The organism is Paenibacillus sp. GM2FR (genome assembly GCF_002803325.1).
GTDB classification, from domain to species: Bacteria; Bacillota; Bacilli; order Paenibacillales; family Paenibacillaceae; genus Paenibacillus_AQ; species Paenibacillus_AQ lautus.
Genome location: NZ_MKZM01000012.1, coordinates 175,208 through 196,126, shown reverse-complemented (window position 1 = coordinate 196,126; position 20,919 = coordinate 175,208). Strand labels below are relative to the sequence as shown.

General features: G+C 51.3%; 27 protein-coding genes. 5 read left to right on the top strand and 22 right to left on the bottom strand.

Translation table 11 applies throughout. The features are described 5' to 3' along the window. Window positions 1-93: 93 nt before the first annotated feature. From PAEVO_RS32200 to uptA, 10 genes are all read right to left on the bottom strand, one after another. Window positions 94-870 (bottom strand): ABC transporter permease, encoded by a 777-nt coding sequence (locus tag PAEVO_RS32200; protein ID WP_100541516.1) that lies wholly within the window; start codon window positions 868-870, stop codon window positions 94-96. After that, window positions 867-1,790, bottom strand: a complete 924-nt coding sequence (locus PAEVO_RS32195; protein ID WP_100541515.1) for an ABC transporter ATP-binding protein — start codon at window positions 1,788-1,790, stop codon at window positions 867-869. Before PAEVO_RS32195 ends, PAEVO_RS32200 begins: the two co-directional genes overlap by 4 nt. Beyond that, on the bottom strand, window positions 1,787-1,981 hold the full coding sequence (locus tag PAEVO_RS32190; RefSeq protein WP_100541514.1) for a PLDc N-terminal domain-containing protein: 195 nt from the start codon (window positions 1,979-1,981) through the stop codon (window positions 1,787-1,789). Before PAEVO_RS32190 ends, PAEVO_RS32195 begins: the two co-directional genes overlap by 4 nt. A 35-nt stretch (window positions 1,982-2,016) precedes the next feature. Next, window positions 2,017-2,226: a hypothetical protein gene (locus PAEVO_RS32185; RefSeq protein ID WP_071219592.1), complete on the bottom strand. Its 210-nt coding sequence runs from the start codon at window positions 2,224-2,226 to the stop codon at window positions 2,017-2,019. Further along, window positions 2,226-2,561: a YxlC family protein gene (locus tag PAEVO_RS32180; RefSeq protein WP_071219593.1), complete on the bottom strand. Its 336-nt coding sequence runs from the start codon at window positions 2,559-2,561 to the stop codon at window positions 2,226-2,228. Before PAEVO_RS32180 ends, PAEVO_RS32185 begins: the two co-directional genes overlap by 1 nt. Next, on the bottom strand, window positions 2,545-3,090 hold the full coding sequence (sigY, locus tag PAEVO_RS32175; RefSeq protein WP_100541513.1) for an RNA polymerase sigma factor SigY: 546 nt from the start codon (window positions 3,088-3,090) through the stop codon (window positions 2,545-2,547). Before sigY ends, PAEVO_RS32180 begins: the two co-directional genes overlap by 17 nt. Window positions 3,091-3,339: 249 nt before the next feature. Next, window positions 3,340-3,531, bottom strand: coding sequence for a hypothetical protein (locus tag PAEVO_RS32170; RefSeq protein ID WP_100541512.1), 192 nt, complete (start codon window positions 3,529-3,531; stop codon window positions 3,340-3,342). Window positions 3,532-3,709: 178 nt separating this feature from the next. Continuing rightward, entirely contained in the window at window positions 3,710-4,348 is a 639-nt protein-coding gene (locus tag PAEVO_RS32165; RefSeq protein ID WP_100541511.1) for an MBL fold metallo-hydrolase, read from the bottom strand. 2 nt (window positions 4,349-4,350) lie between these two features. After that, complete coding sequence (locus PAEVO_RS32160) at window positions 4,351-4,917, bottom strand: thioredoxin family protein (RefSeq protein ID WP_100541510.1); 567 nt, start codon at window positions 4,915-4,917, stop codon at window positions 4,351-4,353. Between the two features lie 3 nt (window positions 4,918-4,920). Further along, the gene (gene uptA, locus PAEVO_RS32155; RefSeq protein WP_100541509.1) at window positions 4,921-5,532 is read right to left on the bottom strand and encodes an undecaprenyl phosphate transporter UptA; all 612 of its coding nucleotides are present in this window, start codon (window positions 5,530-5,532) and stop codon (window positions 4,921-4,923) included. Window positions 5,533-5,683: 151 nt separating this feature from the next. Between uptA and PAEVO_RS32150 the strand changes: the two genes are divergently transcribed. Continuing rightward, complete coding sequence (locus tag PAEVO_RS32150) at window positions 5,684-5,998, top strand: hypothetical protein (RefSeq protein WP_100541508.1); 315 nt, start codon at window positions 5,684-5,686, stop codon at window positions 5,996-5,998. A 234-nt stretch (window positions 5,999-6,232) separates the two neighbouring features. On the opposite strand, the gene PAEVO_RS32145 is transcribed toward PAEVO_RS32150, so the two are convergent. From PAEVO_RS32145 to yyaC, 5 genes are all read right to left on the bottom strand, one after another. Continuing rightward, complete coding sequence (locus tag PAEVO_RS32145; protein WP_243391014.1) at window positions 6,233-8,446, bottom strand: O-antigen ligase family protein; 2,214 nt, start codon at window positions 8,444-8,446, stop codon at window positions 6,233-6,235. Between the two features lie 378 nt (window positions 8,447-8,824). Further along, entirely contained in the window at window positions 8,825-10,000 is a 1,176-nt protein-coding gene (locus PAEVO_RS32140) for a class I SAM-dependent methyltransferase (protein ID WP_100541507.1), read from the bottom strand. Between the two features lie 36 nt (window positions 10,001-10,036). Continuing rightward, window positions 10,037-10,717, bottom strand: coding sequence for a DUF6483 family protein (locus PAEVO_RS32135; protein WP_100541506.1), 681 nt, complete (start codon window positions 10,715-10,717; stop codon window positions 10,037-10,039). Between the two features lie 343 nt (window positions 10,718-11,060). Next, a complete protein-coding gene (locus PAEVO_RS32130) occupies window positions 11,061-11,852 on the bottom strand; it encodes an alpha/beta fold hydrolase (RefSeq protein ID WP_100541505.1) in 792 nt (263 codons plus the stop codon). Window positions 11,853-11,960: 108 nt separating this feature from the next. Continuing rightward, window positions 11,961-12,500, bottom strand: a complete 540-nt coding sequence (gene yyaC / locus PAEVO_RS32125) for a spore protease YyaC (protein ID WP_100541504.1) — start codon at window positions 12,498-12,500, stop codon at window positions 11,961-11,963. 180 nt (window positions 12,501-12,680) lie between these two features. On the opposite strand from yyaC, the gene PAEVO_RS32120 reads away from it, so the two are divergent. Further along, window positions 12,681-12,908, top strand: coding sequence for a DUF1128 domain-containing protein (locus tag PAEVO_RS32120; RefSeq protein ID WP_100541503.1), 228 nt, complete (start codon window positions 12,681-12,683; stop codon window positions 12,906-12,908). Between the two features lie 109 nt (window positions 12,909-13,017). Here PAEVO_RS32120 and PAEVO_RS32115 read toward each other — a convergent pair whose 3' ends face one another. After that, on the bottom strand, window positions 13,018-13,737 hold the full coding sequence (locus PAEVO_RS32115) for a pirin family protein (RefSeq protein ID WP_100541502.1): 720 nt from the start codon (window positions 13,735-13,737) through the stop codon (window positions 13,018-13,020). A 65-nt stretch (window positions 13,738-13,802) separates the two neighbouring features. Continuing rightward, window positions 13,803-14,807 carry an asparaginase gene (locus PAEVO_RS32110; protein WP_100541501.1) on the bottom strand — a complete coding sequence of 335 codons (1,005 nt, stop codon included), beginning with the start codon at window positions 14,805-14,807 and terminating at the stop codon, window positions 13,803-13,805. Window positions 14,808-15,085: 278 nt separating this feature from the next. Here PAEVO_RS32110 and PAEVO_RS32105 point away from each other — a divergent pair, with 278 nt between their 5' ends. The 3 genes from PAEVO_RS32105 to PAEVO_RS32095 all read left to right on the top strand — a co-directional run bounded on the left by PAEVO_RS32105 (window position 15,086) and on the right by PAEVO_RS32095 (window position 16,362). Further along, window positions 15,086-15,343 (top strand): GlsB/YeaQ/YmgE family stress response membrane protein, encoded by a 258-nt coding sequence (locus PAEVO_RS32105; protein ID WP_015737475.1) that lies wholly within the window; start codon window positions 15,086-15,088, stop codon window positions 15,341-15,343. A gap of 48 nt (window positions 15,344-15,391) precedes the next feature. Further along, window positions 15,392-15,802: a YtxH domain-containing protein gene (locus PAEVO_RS32100; RefSeq protein ID WP_100541500.1), complete on the top strand. Its 411-nt coding sequence runs from the start codon at window positions 15,392-15,394 to the stop codon at window positions 15,800-15,802. A gap of 134 nt (window positions 15,803-15,936) precedes the next feature. Beyond that, entirely contained in the window at window positions 15,937-16,362 is a 426-nt protein-coding gene (locus tag PAEVO_RS32095; protein WP_100541499.1) for a DUF5665 domain-containing protein, read from the top strand. Window positions 16,363-16,451: 89 nt separating this feature from the next. Here PAEVO_RS32095 and PAEVO_RS32090 read toward each other — a convergent pair whose 3' ends face one another. The 5 genes from PAEVO_RS32090 to PAEVO_RS32070 form a co-directional block, all read right to left on the bottom strand. After that, entirely contained in the window at window positions 16,452-17,429 is a 978-nt protein-coding gene (locus PAEVO_RS32090; RefSeq protein ID WP_100541498.1) for a magnesium transporter CorA family protein, read from the bottom strand. A gap of 121 nt (window positions 17,430-17,550) precedes the next feature. Continuing rightward, on the bottom strand, window positions 17,551-18,321 hold the full coding sequence (locus PAEVO_RS32085) for a sigma-70 family RNA polymerase sigma factor (protein ID WP_009594120.1): 771 nt from the start codon (window positions 18,319-18,321) through the stop codon (window positions 17,551-17,553). Continuing rightward, window positions 18,318-18,767 carry an anti-sigma B factor RsbW gene (gene rsbW, locus PAEVO_RS32080; protein ID WP_100541497.1) on the bottom strand — a complete coding sequence of 150 codons (450 nt, stop codon included), beginning with the start codon at window positions 18,765-18,767 and terminating at the stop codon, window positions 18,318-18,320. Before rsbW ends, PAEVO_RS32085 begins: the two co-directional genes overlap by 4 nt. A 32-nt stretch (window positions 18,768-18,799) precedes the next feature. Continuing rightward, the gene (locus PAEVO_RS32075) at window positions 18,800-19,123 is read right to left on the bottom strand and encodes an STAS domain-containing protein (protein WP_009594079.1); all 324 of its coding nucleotides are present in this window, start codon (window positions 19,121-19,123) and stop codon (window positions 18,800-18,802) included. Between the two features lie 113 nt (window positions 19,124-19,236). Beyond that, window positions 19,237-20,916: a response regulator gene (locus tag PAEVO_RS32070; protein ID WP_100541496.1), complete on the bottom strand. Its 1,680-nt coding sequence runs from the start codon at window positions 20,914-20,916 to the stop codon at window positions 19,237-19,239. Window positions 20,917-20,919 lie beyond the last annotated feature (3 nt).

Genomic DNA, 20,919 nt, shown 5'->3' with positions numbered 1-20,919 from the left:
TACGTCGATGACGTTTTTCTTGTCTTCATAGTCTACTAAAAAAAGATAGAGATGTCCATGTGATTCAGATAAAACCTGAATCTCCCATGAAAACTAGGATTGCGGGGACAGCGGACTCCTTCTAAGCAGCCTCGCGGCAACGATAATCGATACCGCCATAATCAGCATGGCAACGAGTATCGGTGACCACGCGCTGCTCCCTGCGCCAAGAATTCGCTCAGCGGCCATGCTGCTTAAACGGCCCGGGCTCCATAGAACGCGGGAGGGCAGCAAACCGGATAAGAGCGAAAGCAAGCCGGCAACTGCCAAGCTGATGAAGGCCGCAGCCGGTCCGCGAAGGACGGCACCGAGCGGCAGCACAAGCGTTACGATCCAGGCCAGCCATACAGCATATAAGCCCCCGCCGCTGGTAACCGATCCCCATTCCAAAGGACCGATGAGCTGATACGTGTAATAGGCAGCACCGCCAAGTCCAATCGCAAAAGAAACGACCAGCAACGTCATCAAGGCGGCCCATTTAGCAGACATCATGGGAATCGTGGATACCGAGCGGGCGAGAACAAGCTCAGCCGTGCCGGTTGCCCGCTCCCCGGCTACCGTGTTCATTCCCGCCAGCACAAGCACCAGCAGGCCGATGGTGCTGAATTGGCTCAAGGTTGATGCCATAACATTCTCGGCGGACGGGACGGTAAATAATGCCGCCGCTTCCGGGGGCAATTCCCCGGCCATGGTTAGGATATCCGGCAAATAATAGGTGGAGACCGGCTGCATAATACCAAGAAGCAGGAAGACTGCAGGAACCCAAATCCATTTATAGGTCCGGCTTGCCTCGAGCATTTCTTTTTGATAATAAATCCAGAACGACTTCATGAGCCCACCACCTTCATAAACATATCCTCGAGCGAAGACGTGCCTGCTTCAAAACGAAGCAGCTCGATTTCGTCATCGGCAAGCTCCTTGATTAAAGCAGCCCGCGCAACATCCATATCCGTCACCATCAGCTTGGCGCCGCGTTTGCCGAGCTCAATCTCATGCACATAAGGACGGTTCGCAAGACTGTCGAGCCAAGCAACCTCCCGCTCCCCCGGTTCCACCTCAATGGATAGAACTGGCTGGCGATATTTCGTGCGAAGTTCGTTAAGCGCGCCTTTCTCCGCAATTTCCCCGTCTACCATCAGTACCATGTCATCGCAGATTTCCTCCGCATCGTGAAGCACATGGGTTGAGAACAGAACGGTGACTTCCCCGCGCAAGCGATTGAGCAGGTCCATAACCTCACGACGTCCGATCGGATCAAGCGCCGATACCGGCTCGTCCAGCATGATCAGCTCAGGCTTATGCACAAGCGCCTGAGCAATGCCAAGCCGCTGCTTCATTCCGCCGGAGTAACCGGATATTCGGCGTTTGGCCGCCTGCTGCAGGCCTACCATTTCGATGACTTCCCGACTTCGCTTAGAAGCCTCTCGTCCGGATAATCCCGACAGCTTGGCGCTGAAAGACAAGTACTCCATGCCCGACATCCAGCTGTAAAACTTCGGGTACTGAGGCAAGTAACCGATCCGGTGACGCCAGCCATTCGTTTGCGTATCGGCTGATCCATATCGGATCTCGCCCCGGGTTGGAGGTATTAATCCGGCCAGCATCCGCAATGTAGTTGTTTTGCCGGCACCATTAGGACCAAGCAGGGCAGTACAGCTCCCTCGCTGCAATTCAAATGAAATGCCCTTAACCGGCGTGATGCTTCCTATGCTTTTCGTCAATTCATGAATGCTTAAAAGTTTTTCCGTCAAGCTTCTCGCCTCCCCGCAACGAAATAAGCAACGCTGCCAAGAAGGTTACCCAGCAGTATAATCAACACCCACATCCATCTCGGCCCACGTATGCTTGCTGGCTCTGCACGAAACAAAGATATCAGCCCCGTTACCGCGAGAATGGCTTGCAGTGCAAGAATCGGCCAGATCAATCCCCAGTTAATTTCCATAATAATCCCCCATCTTCCGTATATAATGAAGAAACTTAAGACTTGCGGTCATCTTTGTGGATGACGAATATCCAGTAAAAGAGCAGCGGCATTGGCATTGTCGTAGACCCCCATATCCCCCAGAACCAAGCCATCTTGCCAAGCCCCCGCTTCCTCGCATCCAAGAAAAGCCATGTCCCTTGAATCAGCACAAGCACAACGGCAAGGATGATCACTCCCAGCGGGCTCTCGTTAACTTCATTCATCAGATCCCCTTCTTTCCGGCAGATCTCAGACTCTTGGAAAATACAAGAACGGAAATCCCGGCAACCATGCCGAACCCGTGAATAAACAGCAGGATCTTCGGCGCCGCCAAGGCAGCCATCAATCCGCCACCAACGATAAAGAGTGAAATCAGAAGAAAAAGCAGCAATTCATATTTCATCCGTCGCCGCTTCCGCTCCAAGGTATGAACGGCCAGCGTATGCAATCCTTCCAGGGATGGGGATGGCGCATCCTCAAACAATTGATCCACCCGCTCCATTTCTTTGGTAAATCCTTCAATCCATATTTCGTCCTCATGCTCAGGTCCTTTGACCATCGTCACCCATCTCCTTTCGCAGCTGTTTGATACCGTAGGCTGTTCGTGATTTCACCGTTCCTTCGGGAATACCGAGCATCGTTCCGATTTCATCATAGCTATAGCCGTAATAATGCTTAAGCAGGATGGCAATCCGGTGATCCTCAGATAAGCGGGATAATCCATTCAGCATATCCGTCCACTCTTCTCCCCGCCGCTCCATCTGCCAGCGCATCCGCCTTGCCGACTGAACCACCTCCTGCTCCAGCCATTTCTTCTCCCGCTTCTTGCGCCGGGTACTATCGATGAACAACCGGGTAGCAATGGTAATCATCCAGGAGGAGAAGGACGAAGTCCCGTTGTAGCGGGTCATATTCTCCATGCATCGAACAATGGTATCCTGTGCAGTGTCCTCTGCAACCATTGGGTCCATCGTCACTTTTAGCAAATATTTATAAAGAAAGGAATAATGCTGCTTGAACAGCAGCGCCATAGCCGCCGCATCTCCTAATTTCGCTTGTTGTATCAAGCCCTCTTCATCTGGGATCATGAAAAAATCATCACCTTCTTTCGCATTCCACCCGTAATACGATTAACAACAGCCAATCGTTCAAACGGATATTTATATTTATCGTGTACGGAATGATATCTTTTATATCATCCAAATATGTTCGGAAGAAATTCATCGGTATTTGTTAAAAAACTCAAAAAAAAAAGCAGCCGGCAAAAAACCGGCTGCCCTCTCCAATAGAAAAAACACATTCAGTTCATGATGAGGGTGTCATGTTCGTATGTCGATCTATTGATTAAATCGTATCACCTGCAGCCGATGATGCCATGGCTGCTGCGCTATCCCTTCATCCTTCACCAGCCTGTCCCAGACAACAGAAGATATTTCGGTCTGGGTCTGCCGGTGGAACTCCGGTTGTCGATCAATCGCTTCGCTCCTTGTAACACTCCCGTTCAACAGCGATAGATGATCTTTCCTCACTGGCGCTTCCCCCTCATCACGTCCATGCCAAAAAACTCCCTATAAAATAAAAGAACGCAAACCGGGATGAATTCCACAGTCTGCGTGCTTCGCAAGGGTAACATTTAATTAACCGTATTGTATCAATGTTGTCTATGTTTGTCCAGACAAATATTCCCGATTTATGTCGGAAGTTATCTTATCGGCTGGCAGGGACGTAAGGATTCCGCTGTTTTTCATAGCCTATGGTTGTCCGAGGTCCATGGCCGGAGTACACAACGACCTCATCAGGGAAGGTATACAGCGTATTTTGAATGGAATCAATCAAATCACGTTCACGACCTCCAGGAAGGTCCGTTCGCCCAACGCCTAGACGGAACAGCACATCGCCGGAAAACAGATCATGTCCACACTTGAAGCTCACACTTCCCGGTGAATGACCCGGTGTATGAAAGACGCTGAAGGTATGTCCGATCAGCTGCAGCTCAAGTCCATCCGCCAAATCGTACTCAGCCGGCCCGGTAGACAACGGTTCCGTTACCTGTGGCCACATCATCGATCCGTTAAGCTTCGGACTGGACAGCCATTCACTCTCCAAGGTGTGCAGGTAAACGGGACAGCCCTTCAGCTTGCGGATTTCCTCGACCCCCCCCATATGATCAAAATGCGCATGGGTCAACAGGATCGCTTCAATCTCCAAATCGGCTATTCGCTTCAGCAGCGGCCCCGGGTTCATGCCGGGATCGATAATGACTGCTTTGCCTTCTACAGGCCCTGTCAGTAAATACGCATTCGTCTGAAGCGGCCCTAAATTAAAGGTCTCAATATGAAGTGTCATGATTAGAACCCTGACATAAGTTCACGCAATTCCTTAATGATGGCAGCGTGGAACTCATACCCTTCCCCGTAGGCTTGAATAATGCTTTGGCGTGTGGCGGCAAGGTTGTCCTGATAGTCCGATGCTTCACGATCCGGATTGTTCTGTTTAAACTCAATCATAAACTTCTGAACATGCGCCGGACGCGGCCCCCATGTACCGAGAACATGTCCTCCGGTATCCGAAATGATAACAACCGGAATGGAACGGGCGCCCATGGTCAGGAACTGATCCATGACGTCCAGATTCTCTTCCATAATCAGCACTTCCGTCTCAATCCCCGCAGTCTCCATCGCACGAAAAACGACAGGTATATTGCGTGCAACATCACCGCACCAGTCCGCTGCCAGAATGAGGACCCGCAGGTCATCCCGGAAATTCAGGCTTTCGAAGAACTCCTTATCCTCTTCATTCCCCCAGACAAACTGTTCATACCCTGCCTTGAACGTCTCCTGGTTCTTCTGCATGCCGTCCATAAATTGCTGTGGAGATATGCCTGTCCCCAAATGATTTGCCATATTCATACTCATTCGTTATTTCGACCTCGCCTTCGATGATTTTATCCATTTTATCAAAAAATAAAGAATCATGACGGCCAATGCGCCCAGCAGAATTTCCTGCACGTACGGCCCTGCCTTCTCGTCGATATGCTCCCATTGATCACCCAGAAGCAATCCGAGGTATAAGAATAATGCCGTCCATGGAATAACCGCAAGGGTGGTCAGCAGCGTAAACCTTCCCACATGCATCTTGGATATGCCGGCCGGGATGGAAATCGCATGCCGTACCACCGGTACAAACCGTGCTGTAAAAATAACGCCGGTACCGTACTTTCCGAACCATTCCTCGGCGTAATCGATGTGCTTCTTCTTAATCAGTATGTACTTCCCGTACTTCTCCAGGAAGGGCCTGCCTCCGTAACGGCCGATCCAATAAATAAACAATTGTGCGAGCACACCGCCAACGGTACCAAAAATCATGGCTCCGATAAAATGAACCTCACCCATGGAAACCAGATAACCGCCATAGGCAAGTACGATCTCGCTTGGGATGACCTCCACCATTAATCCGAGCATGATTCCGAAATAGCCCAGCTGCTGGATCCATTCAAACAGTCGGCCTACGGCCTCGTAAAAGAATTCCACGCTTGTCCCCCGCTTTCTTCCTGCGTTGATTTCTTATACTAGCCTATTCTAACACAGGCCGGGACATGCCTTCTACTGCGCCCAATTACGGGCGGCGCTGTGACTTTCGCCGGTTTCGGGACATATGGTGGAGCAAAGGAGTGAGTTACGCATGCATTCTCCCCATGCCAAACAACCGGGCAGCAAGCCCCCCTCCCCGCGGGGGATACGGCGGGCCTGCAGCAAAGAATTGTACCGTACGACCAAGCGCCTCAAACTGTACCTTCCTCCGGAAACCTTGAAGCAAGGTGAAGAATTGTATTACCGGAAGGTTATCGGCAATTTGATCTGGATCCACGAAAACTACAGCAACAAGAAACTTTTGTGCGACTGGTGGGAAAAGAACGTCTGCGGCGAACTGGCCGAGCTGTGGCAGGTTCCGGAACGTCAGTTGGCCTCGGCCTTCCGGGATGCTTTCGGCGGATAACGCTGCTCTTCCTTGTTCCGTTCTCTGCTGTGGAATGGACAGTAAGCAAAAACCTTCGATTGCATAAGCAGAAATCAAACGACAGCTCGGTGCTTCCAACACCGTTCGTATGGACAAACGAACCGCCGCGTGTCGTCAGAGCGTGGACTCCGCAACTATTGAAACAACCACATCCTGAAACACGCGCAGGCACGCGGTAAGCCGCTCTGGGTTACGATACAAGCACGATTCGCGTTAGCGCTGGGCGGGGATATCTGCTTTCATGGGCTGCCTTGCGGCATGCTTCCGTGTTCCCCCATTCAGTATTTTTTCCAAACGGTTGGCCTGCCGCGCTGCAAGCATAGACAGATCGAATTCCCGGTCATTTCGATGATCATCCATCTCACGAAAATCGACCGCAAGCGAACGATAGCGCTTCAAGATATCTAAACCGGCCCGGGCCGCCTTAACCGATCTGGCGGGATCCCCTGCCGTCCGGTGCCAATCTGCAAGGGCAGCCAGCTTCAGCACGGCTCGGGTTTGTTTGACCTCATTGAACCGATCCCGATCGATGGCCGCTATATACCAGACTGCCGCCTCTTCCGATTCGCCTCTTAGCGAGTAAGCCTCTGCCAGCTTCCAGCTTAGCCCGGGGTGATTCGGTGCATACACCAAACTTCGCTTCAGCAGCGGGATTTGCTGACTGGGGGGAAGCCAATCCGCCAGGTTCAGTGCCGCCTCCGTGTTGGCGGGGTTCCACTTTAACGAGGATTGGAGAAGCGCTATCTGCGGTCCGGACGGTTCCGAGGCGGCCCATCGCTCTTTGACCTCGCTGATGCCCAACGCAGCAGCGAGAAGAAACCAGCCCCCAAGCAGAACGATCGCCGTAACCCTGAGCAGTGGCAGCGATAATAACGGCCGATATCCCCGGCTCCCTCCATAAACGGTTAGCAGCTTCTTCCCTATTTTGAAGGGTTTGCGTCTTTGTGCCGCGTTAGGTCCATCCTGCACTTCCGGACCAGATGAGGCCACAGCGAAGCCCATTACCGTAAGCCACAACAGCAGCAGCCATACCAGCCCAAAGCTCCAGTCAAAGTCCACGGCCGCGTGTCCGATCAGTACGAGGGCAGCGGGCATGAGTCGGGAGCCCACAGCAATGAGCCCCGCAGCCATAGAGCTAACCAGAACAAGGACAAGCAGCAGCCCGATCACTCCCGTATTCAGCAAGATATCCATATATCCGCTGTGCACCTCGGCACCTACGTAGGGCTGGGACTGAATGGCAAGGTAGGATTGCCGCCACGTCTCCCCGCCACGTCCCAGCCACAGCGACGACCGGGCAAGCTGCCACGCGTCGCTGTACATGAGGCGGCGCGCGCTCAGCGTAGCCGCGCCGCCCAGGGTCCGATCCTGCACCTGATGCAGGATCACCGCTCCGGCTGCGGCAGCCAGCAGCGCCGCAGCCCCCAGGGCCCCTGGCGCGGCAACCCGCCGCAACGAGCCCCCGCTGTGCCGCCAGCGGCACAGCAGCATGCCGGCGAGGACGCCGCCGGCCCAAAGCCCGGCCAGCCATAGCAGGCCGGGCAGTACCGCCGGAGCCAGCTTGGCCTCCGCCAGCTGGCGGTACAGCAGCGCCGCGCTCGCCATTGGCGCGGCGGCAGCCACCAGGAGCGGCGCGAAGGCACGCCGCTCCTTGGCGAAGCCGGCCGCGCACGCGACTGCGGCCGCGAGCCAAGCGCCGCGCGACTCCGTCAGGAGCAGCGCGGCGGTGTAGGGCAGCAGCGGCAGCAAGGCAGCCGCTGCGCGGAGCGGGCCCGTCCGGGTCCGCAGGACGGACGGTAGCGCGAACAGCCGCTCCAGCAGGAATGCGGCCATCACGGCCCCGAACGTGTTCGGGTACTGAAGCAGGCCGCCAAGCCTCGCGCCGGTCGCACTGATGTCCGCATCCGCCGTATGATAGATCCCATACGGCAGCTGCAAAAGCCCATATACGGCAAGCAAAGCGCTGCCACACAGCACAGCGCCCATCAGATGCCAACCCGCCTGCATCATAAGCAGGCCATCACTTGTACGGCATATGCGCCAGGCGACGGCTGCAAAGGAGCCGTAGGTCCCCCACAAGATAATCTCCTTCATCGTGCCTTCCAGAGTGAGAGCGCGCCCTATTCCCATCCCTATCCCTATCCCATGAAGCACATAAATGAGAATCATTCCGCAGATACAACCGAGAAGCACCCGTAATCCTCTATCCGCAGGAGCCGCGCCCGACAGCACGCCAACGCCATGTATCTTCCGGCTTTGGACGGCACCATTCCATTTGGCTCCCATCATCAGCAGCAGAAGCACACCGAAACCTGCCCCGACCCCATAGATATCTCCATCAAAAAACATCCCGCTCCGGATACCTGCCACAAAGACAAGTGCCATCAGCAACATCCCGCAATGACGATGCAGGGTCTTCCATGCCATGAACCAACGCCCCCGTTCCAATGCATAACCATTTATCCCCGGCTGTTCCTTACACGGCATTCGTCTTTCGCAGCCAAACCATCTATTAGCCATTGTGGACAAGGACATACTTCGTTATTCTCGATGCGGCGTTGGTGATCGGCGGTGATCTTTCTAGTGCGCAATAAGGCGGCCTGATCTCTAGGGCAAACTTCGAATACAGATATAGAAAAAACGTCTCTCGACGAACATTCTCAGAAGAAAAACCGCGTTTAGATAGTAATTGTCTGGCAATATCCGGAAGGCCCAGCTTCATAGTTTATGCTTTCTGTTAACTAAAAAAGCGATGAAAGTGCGCGCTCGCACGTTCATCGCCAATCCGGTTCAACGCGATTCCATTTATTTATCCGGCAGCAAGTCCTTGCACGCCCGTTCAAGATATGGCGAGGCGCTTAAAAAATCACGGAACGCGGTATATTCCTGCCACAGCTTATCCCGATCTCCGGCAGAACCGCTAACCGCCCGGATCAATATATTCTTCGGGGTATGTTCCATATCAATAAACTCCAGCAGCTGCGTCTTGTAGCCCATCAGATCGAGGAGCTTGGCTCGAATGGCGTCCGTGGCAAGCGCCGAGAATCGTTCTTTCAGAATACCGTGGGACAGCAGCGGCTCCATAACAGGGCTTTGGACTTGGGAGAACAGCTCATGCTGGCAGCAAGGCACCGACAGAATAACCGAGGCCCCCCAACGGACCGCTTTTTCCAGCGCAGCGTCTGTTGCCGTATCGCATGCATGCAGCGTGACCACCATATCCACCTGCTCCAGTTCGTCATATTCCGCAATGTCACCAACAAGAAACTGCAATTGGGTGTAGTTCAGTTTTTTCGCCAGCATACTGCAGTGTTCGATGACATCTGCCTTGAGATCCAATCCGACAATATTCAGCTTTCTGCGCGCGGTTACCGCCAAATAGTGATATAAAGCGAAGGTCAGATAGGATTTGCCGCAGCCAAAATCAACGATGGTCAGCGGACGGTCCTCCGGCAGGTGGGGAAGCACATCCTCAACCATCTCCAAAAACCGGTTGATCTGTTTGAACTTATCGTACCGGCGAGCAAATACTTTGCCGTCCTCACTCATGATGCCGAGTTCCACCAGAAACGGAACGGGCTCCCCCTCTTCAAGGATATACGTCTTTTTCCGGTTATGGGACAAATCCGTCTTGGTCTTGGAGGCGGATTTGGTCAGAATCGAAACCTTGTATTTCTTCGAGATCAGCACCTGATAATCCGCTTCCGGCGTATACATCATCGCTTGCCGGAATACATTCTCGAACATGTCAACCAGCACCGCCTCGGCCTCATCCGCCGGCACGTTCTGATGGGTGACTTTGGTTCCGGAATAATACGCGAACTGGTAGTGCAGCTTGTTCTTGAGCTCTACAGGTTTAACCGTTACTTTGCTGTACGTCATGCCTTCCCGCTTGCGAAGCTGGCTTAGCGTAGCCGTGATTAACGATCCTTCTTCCATGATGTTATGAATCAATTTTCTTAATGCATCCAAAGGGTACATCTCGCTTTCTTTATGTTATAGACCGGTTAATCCCGCTTAGGTAAACGACTTGTCGCCATTCACCGCATGCGGAAAACGACGGTTAAGTTCATCCATTCCTTCGTGGACTTCCTCCAGCGGAAGACCGCCCTTCGCCAAATCCTCGGGCAGCTTCAGCTGCAATCTTTGATAGAACTGTACGGCTTCGGTATATTCCATCTTGCCGTTATCCAGCAGTTGGTAGAGGGTGTTCTCCGCTTCCGCGTACATCCCTTGCTGCTCCGTATACGCATAGTAATCCCGCATCGCCGTCTCTGGCAATGCGTATGCCCTTAATCGCTCTTTAACCATGCCGATCCGTTCCGTTAACCCGATCAGTTTCGGATCCGCCCCCTGCAGGGCCGACTTCAAATATAATTGTAAAACCTTGGTGTAGAGCATAACGGCCTCTTCTTCACGCTCCATCTCAAGCAGCAGCGATGCTTCTTCTTCCATAAGTCTTGCTGCACTCTGCAGCTTGTCCGCTTCCAGATAACCATGACTGCGAAATAGCTGTTCAATGTCGGCAGCGGACAATGAGCGAAGCAGCTCTGAATTCAACCGGAACTGCCGTTTGAACAGCTCATCGAGCTCCCATAAGGCTTCTGTGTGCTTGCGCTCCTGCTTCAGTGAAAACACCTTGGCAATCATCTGTGTCATATCCTCAATCAACCGCACGAGATAATCCCTGCGAAACATACCCTCGCCCCCAACCTGCATCCATGCCGAATGCAGCGTATTGATGACCTGCTCTTTACTTTCCGGTGAGTCCTGCTGCTAAGGACCTGGATGAATGCCGGGCAGCTTCAGCGAGTCACCTTTGCAGTGCAATCATGTTGGGTCAAAACCCAAGCCGGATCACGATTAAATTGTAGGCTATTCGGGGCCAGAATTCCAGTATCCGGCCCTTCCCTCCCATTTCTTGGCTCTATCGGCCGGCCAAGCAACGACGGAGAGTAGTGCCTAGGCACAATAATAAATAAACGGATATCCCGTTCAAGGATATCCGTTCATTATAAACTATTGAAAGATCTTCATGCGTTTATTCATGCTCAAGCCGTCCCATGAAAGATGTGATGACTTCCCCCAGCTTCTCCGGCGTCTCCATCATACTCATATGCCCTGCGCCCTCGATTACGATTTGGGTCACGTTGTCATGGTCTGTCGTAAAGGTACGCTCTGCCGGAATCAATCCGTCCTTCTCCCCTGCTACCAGCAGGGTAGGCAGCGTGGACGCCGAGAGCACATCGCGTCGGTCCGGACGCTCACGCATCGCCAGCGCCGCTCCGATTGCTCCCTGAGGTGGCGTTAGATAGCCTATCTCCTTTGCCCGCTGAATACATTCCGGCTTGCTCTCCTTCGTATCCGGCGCGAATAAGCCAGGCACCAATCCGTCAACAAAAGCGGTAATGCCTTCCCCTTGGATGGTGCTGACCGCCTTCACCCGCTTCTCCTTCGCTTCGTCCGAATCCGGGTAGCCTGTGGAATGAATCAGGCCGAAGGCGTTCAAACGAGAAGCGTAACGATGGACGAAGGAGAGCGTGATATATCCTCCGAGGGAATGACCGAATAAGGCTGCCTTCGGAATATCGAGCTCATCCATCAATAGCAGTACATCGTCTGCCATCTGTTCAATGGTATACGATCCCATCGGTGCATCAGACCGCCCGTGACCACGGAGATCCGGTACAATGACTCTGAAGCCTTGAAGAAATGGCAGTACCTGTTCCCAGTAGGCAGAGCTTCCGCAGAAACCATGAAGCAGAATGATTGGCTCACCTTGTCCCTGATCAACATAACAAATCGTGCTGCCGTTGCATTGTACTTTTTCCATAGCGATACCCTTCTTTCTATTCAGCGGATGCCACGTGATAGACACCCATTATTTTATAAAGAATGATCTATTATTAAACAAAAACACCCCCGGCTGAAACGCCGTGTCTTACGGCCTAAGGCCAAAGGCTATAGCGGCTTGCTGCGCTATCTGCTCCGCCATCCCCATGACTTGGTACAGGGACGTCACTTGGAGAGTCCAATACGGCTTCGGTCCATGGACGTTCACAACCGCTGCCACGCTGTAATCTCCCACTGCCGGAAGCCTCCCGCCGACGGACTGGGCAGGCGTCAGCGGACCCTCGCATGTAAAGAAATATCCGACTGACGAGGATTGCCCCAGGCATGCATCAATAGCAATTATCGCCTTATCCTCAGGTATACCTTGAAGCCTTGCCTCAAGATTAAAAGCGTCGCACGGTTCAGGCAGCGTCCCGATTACATGCGGAAAACCGTATTCTATGAGCCGGCTTCCTGTCAGCGGTCCGAGTGCATCTCCCGTGGAACGGTCGGTGCCAATACATAAAAATACGATGCTGTCCAGCTCATGCCGCTGCGAAATCGTCCGAAAAAAATCCGTCAGCTCATGCCCCGACATTTTAGCTTTTACAGCATGTACGCCTGGCGTCTTGCCGGCTTGTTCGCTCATGACGGCCCTCCTTGATCTCATCGCTTGAAGCCTTGCTCCCGCAGCCTGAAAAACCTTTTTTTCCTGATTTTAACCTATCTCTGTCTCCGATGGCAAAAACATTGGTCGAGCCGCACGGTAACATGTTACAATACAGGGATGAAAATCGTAAATCCCCCTATGAGAGGATGGTGTTAATCCATGGATTTGAGTGAAAAATCCCAAGCCAATGTCGAGTATATGATTGAACAGATTAAAAACAAGCTTCGGATGGCTACAGGAGCTGCTATGCAAGCCTCCGCCTTCTCGGTTAACCAATATGATGATATTTATGATTTGTACGATATGGTCATGAATAAACAAAACCTGAGTATATCGGAAGTGGAAGCTGTTGTATCGGAGCTCGGGCAGCTTCGCGGGAACCAGTAAATCATCGTTACCCGAGAACCTTGAATATCTAAAAGAAGAACCCTTTTTATAGCAAAGCCCCCGGAACTTCGCTAATCTAAGCGAAGTTCCGGGGGCTTTCTGTCCTTCTCTACGGCATATCGATCATCACCACTTCCGAGTTCCCCTCACTTGAGTTCCCCCGGAATGTCAGCTCATGACGACGCTGGATCCTTGCCGCGTCACCCGCTTTCATATCGAATACGCCGTCTTCCGATGATATTTCGACATGACCGCTTATGACGTACACATGCATTCTCCGGTTCCCGGCCAGGCTGTACGTCAGTTCTTGTCCCGTCTCGAGTATGCTGCTGTACATCACAACATCCAGCGATGGATGCAAGCTTGATTCACCATTACCTGACCCGATGATCGGAAGCATCTGGTTCAATTGCTGTTCCTTTGTAAAATTGCTTTGGTGATGTATCGTCTCAAGGCCCGGTTCCGCAGGGAGAAACCACATTTCCAGATAGCGTACGTCTTCTGAAGAGGAGGCATTCCTCTCGGCATGATACACGCCGGAGCCTGTATTCACGACATGAATCGAACCGGGTACAAGCTCCAATAACTTCCCTGTATCATCTTCATACGTTAACGTGCCTTCCAGCACCAAATGAACAATCACCAAGTCATGATGAAACCTTCGATCAAATCCCTCCATCGGTTGGAGCACATATTCATTATGCGCCAGCAGGCTTCCAAAATGCTCGTTATGCGGATCTGTATAATCACCAAAAGAAAAGCTGAATTCACTATGAATACCGTCTTCATGGGTAGTATGTCTTTCCGCTGCCGTCATGATCTTAATCATGGCCGGTCACCTCCGCCGTTTTTACTATTCAATACCCCGGCGGTTTCCGGTCTAATCAGTCGTCCTTAAGCGCGGAGCAGCTTAAATCCGGTTTCTACCCTGCCTACTTGAAGACCTTCATCATTGTATAAATCCTTAGGGTATGCGGCTTTCAGACGCTCGATGGTCGGTTTGTTGCTATAGCCGATTTGCTCCAATATGGACTCCGTGATCCAGCCCCACTCCTCTTCGGAGCCATCTGAAATTTTAAAAGAAATGCCGAGCCGCTCCTTCTTAAGACCAAAACAGTACACGCCCTTGAAGCCGCCCTTGGCCACAATATTATGATCCTCCAGGAGAAGGGTATCCACTTTGTGTTTACCCGCTACCATATAAGGAGCAGCATGCATGGCCTTCGTGATTCGGATGACTGCCTTCTGCGTCGGCCCATCCTCTATGAGGTCCGGGGAAGCGAGCTTCATATAGGCTGTTGCCAGAGCGCGGAGCGGCATGGCAAATACCGGCAGTCCGCAACCGTCGGTTCCCAATTTGACATCGCCAGGAGCCAATCCCGCCAAATAGGCAACCGTCCGAAGGATCTCCTGCTGCAGCGGATGTTCCGGCTGATCGTATCCCGTCAGCGAATACCCTGCCATCTGGCAGTAGGCCAGCATCCCATAATGCTTGCCGGAGCAATTATGGTACCATTTACTCTTATCGCCGCCCCCTCGCAGAAGAGCCTCTTTGCTTCCTTCGTCCAGCGGCCAGCTGGATGCACAAACCATGTAAGCTTCGCTGATGTCCGCCTTGCGCGCAAAACGTTCCAATACTTCTACATGAGCCGGCTCGGCTCGATGCGAAGCGGTCATGATCGCTATTTCCTCATCGGTCAGTCCATAATGGTCGGCCAGCCCGCCTCGAATGGAGGGAATTGCCTGTAGGGGCTTGGCCGAAGAACGCGTAAATGCGACGTAATCCGGATCTCCTGCAAAAGCCTCAACGTTTCCTTGCTCATTCACAATACATATATGTCCATTGTGGACGCACTCCAGTATGTCCGCCCGATATTCCTTCACCAGTACAGTATCCATGTTGTCTAACTCCTTCTCTAACCGTCTCTTACGCGTTGAGCCCTGAAAAACCTGTATGTTTGCATCTCCCCGTCATCACGCGCATCCGAGAATGATTGCAAATCTGTATTCAGTATAGTACAAAAAACCGCAAATAACAGCAGGCTTCGTTCCATTCAGGACGGACATTTCATTTATCTCCCGTTTTCCACTGTCCTGTTTCATGGTGTGGCCTTACGTTTAATTACGAGATAAGCAAGCCCACTCGAAACACATTGCTCTGAAAAGGAGGCGATCGTATGTGGGGAATCATCATCAGCATCGTGATGGCAATCATCATCGGGATTATCGGGGATGCGCTGGTTGGTCATGAAATGCCGGGCGGAATTATCGGTTCCATGATCGCAGGTTTCATAGGCGCATGGCTCGGACCGTGGCTCTTCGGAGCATGGGGTCCTGTCATAGGCGGATTTGCTATTGTGCCCGCTATCATCGGTACAGCCATCTTTGTATTCCTGCTCGGTCTTGTTGCCAAGTTGTTTAGACGCACAGCCTGACTCTCGTGTTTATATTCTTTCTTATATTAACTAAAAGGAGTGAAAGTTATGAATAACACAGAACAAGAATATCCAGTACAAAGCGGTTCGACATTCTTCAAAGGTGCTTTCATCGGCGCCTTGGTCGGAGCGGCGGCAGCTCTGTTGTTCGCTCCAAAGCCAGGCCGCGAGCTTCGCGGGGATTTGTCCGAGAAGCTGAGCATGGTGTCGGATAAAACCAAGGAAGTTGCTTACACGGTAGGCGATAAAGCTTCTGAACTGGCCAAAACCGTGGGCAGCAAAGCCTCCGATGTCATGGCCACCGTGAATGAAGGCCGCCAGAGCATTATGTCCAGCGTCAAGGAAGCATCGGCTGACGTGTCGAGCGAGGTTTCGAGTGCTTCCAAAGATGTGAAGGATCAAGCGATGGACACTTCTTCCGAAGTCAGCCGTGAAATGAAATCGACAACGAATTATTAATTCGTATAGTCACGAATAGCCAGCTGACACAGCTGGCTATTTTTGTGCCAGAGCGTGAACGTCTTCTTATACACATTGTAGTAATTCCTAAGTGAAATGAAACGGCGCATCTGCCTGGAAAGCGGGGATATCTCATGAGTAAAGCAAACCCATATCGTACCGGCTCCAGCTTCTCGACCCGAAGCGGCAGTCGTTCGACACGAAACGAGGAACAACGAGTACAATCCGAATCAAAGCAGGAAAGGCACTCCAAAGAGGCGGATGATGTCCAGGCCTTTGAGCTAAGGCACGAAGTGAAGAAATTGAACACGCGACTGGACAAAATCGCGGCCACGCTGGAGAAATCCGAAATGAAGGACATGATCGATAATTACATGAATCCCAAGAAACGCATCATTGCCAACCTCACTGCCGGCCTAGCCCGTGGGTTGGGCTTAACCCTTGGTACGGCTCTCGTACTGGGTCTTCTGGGTTACATCCTCAGCTTCTTTGTCAACGTTCCGATGATTGGGGATTTCATCTCCGATTTGCAAGGATATATTGATCAATCCAGATCCTAGCGTGTCTTCAATACATGAAAACGCCCGGTGCCTACAGAGGTCACCGGGCGTTGTGATCATTCTCGCTGCCATTCATGCATATTCGTGCCTCAAAGATTTTTGTTGTTGGACTTCACTTGAAGCAGGTCTCCCGTCCATCCCTTCGCACGCATCCAAAGGTACATGCCTCCGGTCCACAGCAAAGTGAAGCCGATGACTACTGTAAATCCCCAGAACGTCTTAATGGCGGGCAAATTTTCAAAGTTCATCCCCCATATGGCTCCGACCACGGTTGCCGGTGTGAGCACGACCGTAAAAATCGTCAGTGTCTTCATAATTTCATTACCGCGGAACGCAGAGATGGCATCGTCTATCGATACCAGCGTATCGATTTCGCGCTCATAATGATGAATCAGCTTTTCCATTCTTTCCACTCGATGCAGGAGCTGTTGAAACGAGCGGCTGCTATCCAGCTCGCCATGATATCCTTCCTTTGCTGCGGCAATCAGTTCCTGAAAAGGAATAAACAGATTGCTCCACTCCAACAACTCAAACCGGGACGACAGAATGCTATCCATTAAGGATCTCCGGTTGTGCGTACGCATATCACTTTCGACAAGACGCAGGTTATGCTCGAATTGATCCATTCCCGCATGGTAATAATGCAGAATGGCCCGAGCCAGCACAAACATGCCGTCGACGGGCTTTTGGCATTGATGAAGCATGGAAGCTCTTTCGGACTTAGCCATCACGCTTCGGGTATGGTCATCCAAATTGATGGTAATCAGCACTTGATCGTCCGTATAGAAATAGAACTGTTCCGACTTGTAATGATCGGCATCATCCGTGACCTTATAAAGCATGGTTCCCATAATGACCGGCTCCACCCCATCCTTGAATCGGACGGATAAGTAGTTTCGTTTCTTTAACGTCGAAGCTAGATCAAACCATTCGGCTGTATAAGGATAGCGCGTCCGAAGTTCGCCGATCCAGGAGGATTGCCAGTTATCCGTTCGAACATCGTACCACTTCCATCCCCCTGCAAAAGTATAAATATCCTGACCTTCCATCCCATCTGGCCCCAGCATGTTTTCTTTGCCACTCCCTTCTATAAATACGAATCGTAGGTTCCAAAAAGGCACGCTTTCCTGTAATGGAGGAAGCGTGCCTTATGTTGCTATACGTCTGTTTCTACGAGGCTTGTCCATATCAGTAAGAAGAATTGGACATGATCTGCTTCAGTTTTTCCGTTGCCCGCTTCTGGATACGTGAGACACTCATTTGCGACACGCCTAACCTCTGCGCGATAGCTCTCTGGGACTGTCCCTCCTGAAATGCCAGCAATAGCACCTTCTGCTCTTGCTCCTTCAACTGACTCATCGCCTGCTGAAGATCCATGCGCTTCTCAACGGAATCAAAATCATTCACATCCGAACTGATCAGCTCTCCAAGCGTCGCTCCGGTTTCTTCCTGAGATAAAGGGGAATCCAATGATACATAATGATAGCATTCACGTCCGGCTAACACTTCAACCGTTTCCTCAACGGAAAGATCCAGGTAGGATGCGATCTCATTCACATCGGGAGATCTCTCCAGCTTCACCATTAGTTCATCAATCGCTTGCTGAACCAAGGCACCCTTTTCCTTGATTCGTCTTGGTACTTGAATGTACCATGATTTATCGCGGAGGAAATTCTTCATATGCCCGATCATGCTCTTCATGGCATAGGGTTCAAACGGAATCCCCAGGCTGATGTCATATTGCTGCAGAAGACGAATTAATGCCATTTGGCCAACCTGATACAAATCCTCATACAGGTCGGGCCGATTTCGGGCAATCTTGCCTGCCGCCATTTTGACCATCGGTTCATATTTCTTAATCAGCACCGTCGCGATATCGTTATCCTTCGTTTGCTGATACTGTTCAATTAAATGAACGGCTTCATCTCTGGACTCTTGGGGAGTCGCCTTATCACTCATACGGGCTCCTCGCTTCTTGCGAGACGCTTTGTCAGCGTAACCTCGGTTCCCTTTCCAGCCTGGTTTGTCACGCTTACCTCATCCATAAGCGCCTCCATCAGGTAGAAGCCTAGTCCTCCGATTTGGACCTCGCTGAGATCTTTATCATGAAGTGTACGGTTGCCAACCGCTCCCACACTGTCGAAACTCTCCCCTTCGTCTCTGACCGTAATGGATAGCGACTCGCTGGTCACTTGAAATAAAACCTCTACCATGCCGCCTTCCTGACTATAAGCATACAAGACCGAGTTATTACAGGCCTCCGACACCGCAACCTTCATATCTTCGATCTCTTCATAGGAAAAGCCCATCTTGGAAGCTATTCCATAGAGATTCAGTCTTACAATATCCACGTATTCAGCACTGGCAGGCAAATTAAGCGTTACTCTTTGTACATCTGAATTCATTCTTTTCGATCCTTTCCTATTGGGAATTCTTCTTACGACTGAAAGAACTTCGCAATACCCGTCATATCGAACAGCTTTTGAATTTGCGGCGGAACTTCCTCGACTGCAAAGCGTGCTTCCATGCCATGTCTGGCTTTCAGTATCGACAGAAGAATACCAATACCCGTACTATCAATATATGTCATGTCCTTCATGTTGACGATCAAGTCTACTTCGGAATTGCCGACAAGAGGCTCCATCACTAATCGAAAATCCGGAGCGACGGACAGATCAAGTTCACCGCTCAAAAACACCGTGCATACGCCCTCGTTCATTTGGGTCTTAGCATTGAACTTATCATTCGTTTTTGTATTCATAGACACTCTCTCCCAATCATTTGTTTTCCCTTTACATAACCCGTTATCTAGCTTGTTGAAACAGGTTAAAGAGGGTTATGGACACGCTAATATATGGAAAACGATTGCTGCAGCTAACCGTTGATGATGCGAACAGGGCTTGGCGGGATATCCCATCCTTCCGGTTCTACCGGTACATACCGGGATATCAGGTGCTTCACACAGCTGATTTTGACCGGCTTGCTGATATATTCATTCATGCCCGCGTCAAAACAGCGCTTCTGAATCCCGTCCATTACATTAGCCGTCATCGCAACCAGAACGGGAGCCTCAGCATCCGGCTTCATCTGGCGGATCAGACGCGCTGCCTCCAGACCATCCATTATCGGCATCTGCAAATCCATGAAGATCATGTCGTAGACTTTGGGACCGGCAACCATCTCAACCGCCTGCCTGCCGTCCTCCGCCATATCCGCCTTCATCCCCATCTTTTCCAGCATGCTGTCCATCAGTTTTCGATTAATCGGATGATCGTCCACAATCAGGATGTTCGGCTGCCTCTCCCCATGCACACGATATTTTGCCGAACGCTCCTCTACCCGGAGTCGGTGATACTCTTCCTCATGCGTATGAACGCAGATCGTAAATACGAAAGTGGCTCCCTTGCCTTCCTTGGAGTCAACCGCGATCTCTCCGCCCATCATCTGTACGAGCGATTTACAGATAGCAAGCCCAAGTCCTGTTCCGCCGTAGCGCCTTGTCATCGAGGAGTCCAACTGAGAGAACGGCTTGAACAACCGATCGATTTTCTCGGATGAGATGCCAATTCCCGTATCCTTCACCGTGAATTCAAGGGTTAATCGGTCCTCTTTTGTTTGAGTAAGCGAAACAACCAAATACACGCCGCCCTCATTCGTAAACTTCACGGCATTGGATACCAGATTCACCAATACTTGACGAAGGCGTCCCATGTCACCGAATACGATCGCAGGAATTTGATCCTCAATGTAATACGTAAGCTCCAGATTCTTCTTGGAGGCTTCTCCGGAGAACAAACCAAACACTTCCTGAACGCAGGACTTGAGATCAAACGGATATTCCTCCAGCTCCATTTTGCCTGATTCCATCTTGGAGAAATCCAGAATGTCATTAATGATGTTAACCAAAGCATCCGCGCTGTTGCGGATAATCGTTGCGTATTCCCGCTGCTCATCCTGAAGATCGCTGTCCATCAGCAAGTCAATCATACCGATGACGCCATTCATCGGCGTTCGGATCTCGTGACTCATCATCGCCAGAAATTCCGTTTTGGCTTTGGCGGCAATCTCCGCTTCTTCCTTGGCCAGCACAAGTTCTTGATTAATTTTTTCAAGCTCCTGGGTCTTCTGGTGCAATTGCATGGATTGAATCTTCAACCTGTTATTGGTCCGGTACATATCGACAAAACCCTCGATCTTGGATTTCAAGATTTGAGGGATAAAGGGTTTAACCATATAGTCGATTGCCCCCGCGGAATATCCTGCAAAAAGATGCTCCGCGTCCTTGCTGTTCGCGGAAATGAATATGATCGGAATATCCTTTGTCTTGTCTCTCGCCTTGATCAGCCTCGCTGTTTCGATACCGTCCATGCCGGGCATTTGTACATCGAGAACAATCACGGCAAAATCATACTTCAAGAGATATCGCAGAGCCTCTTCTCCCGAAGTAGCTTTAATAAGTGTGTATTGTTCGCTGTCCAGAACAGCTTCGAGTGCAAGTAAGTTTTCAGGGCGGTCATCTACCAACAGAATATGAATCGGTTCGTGAATCCCCATGAG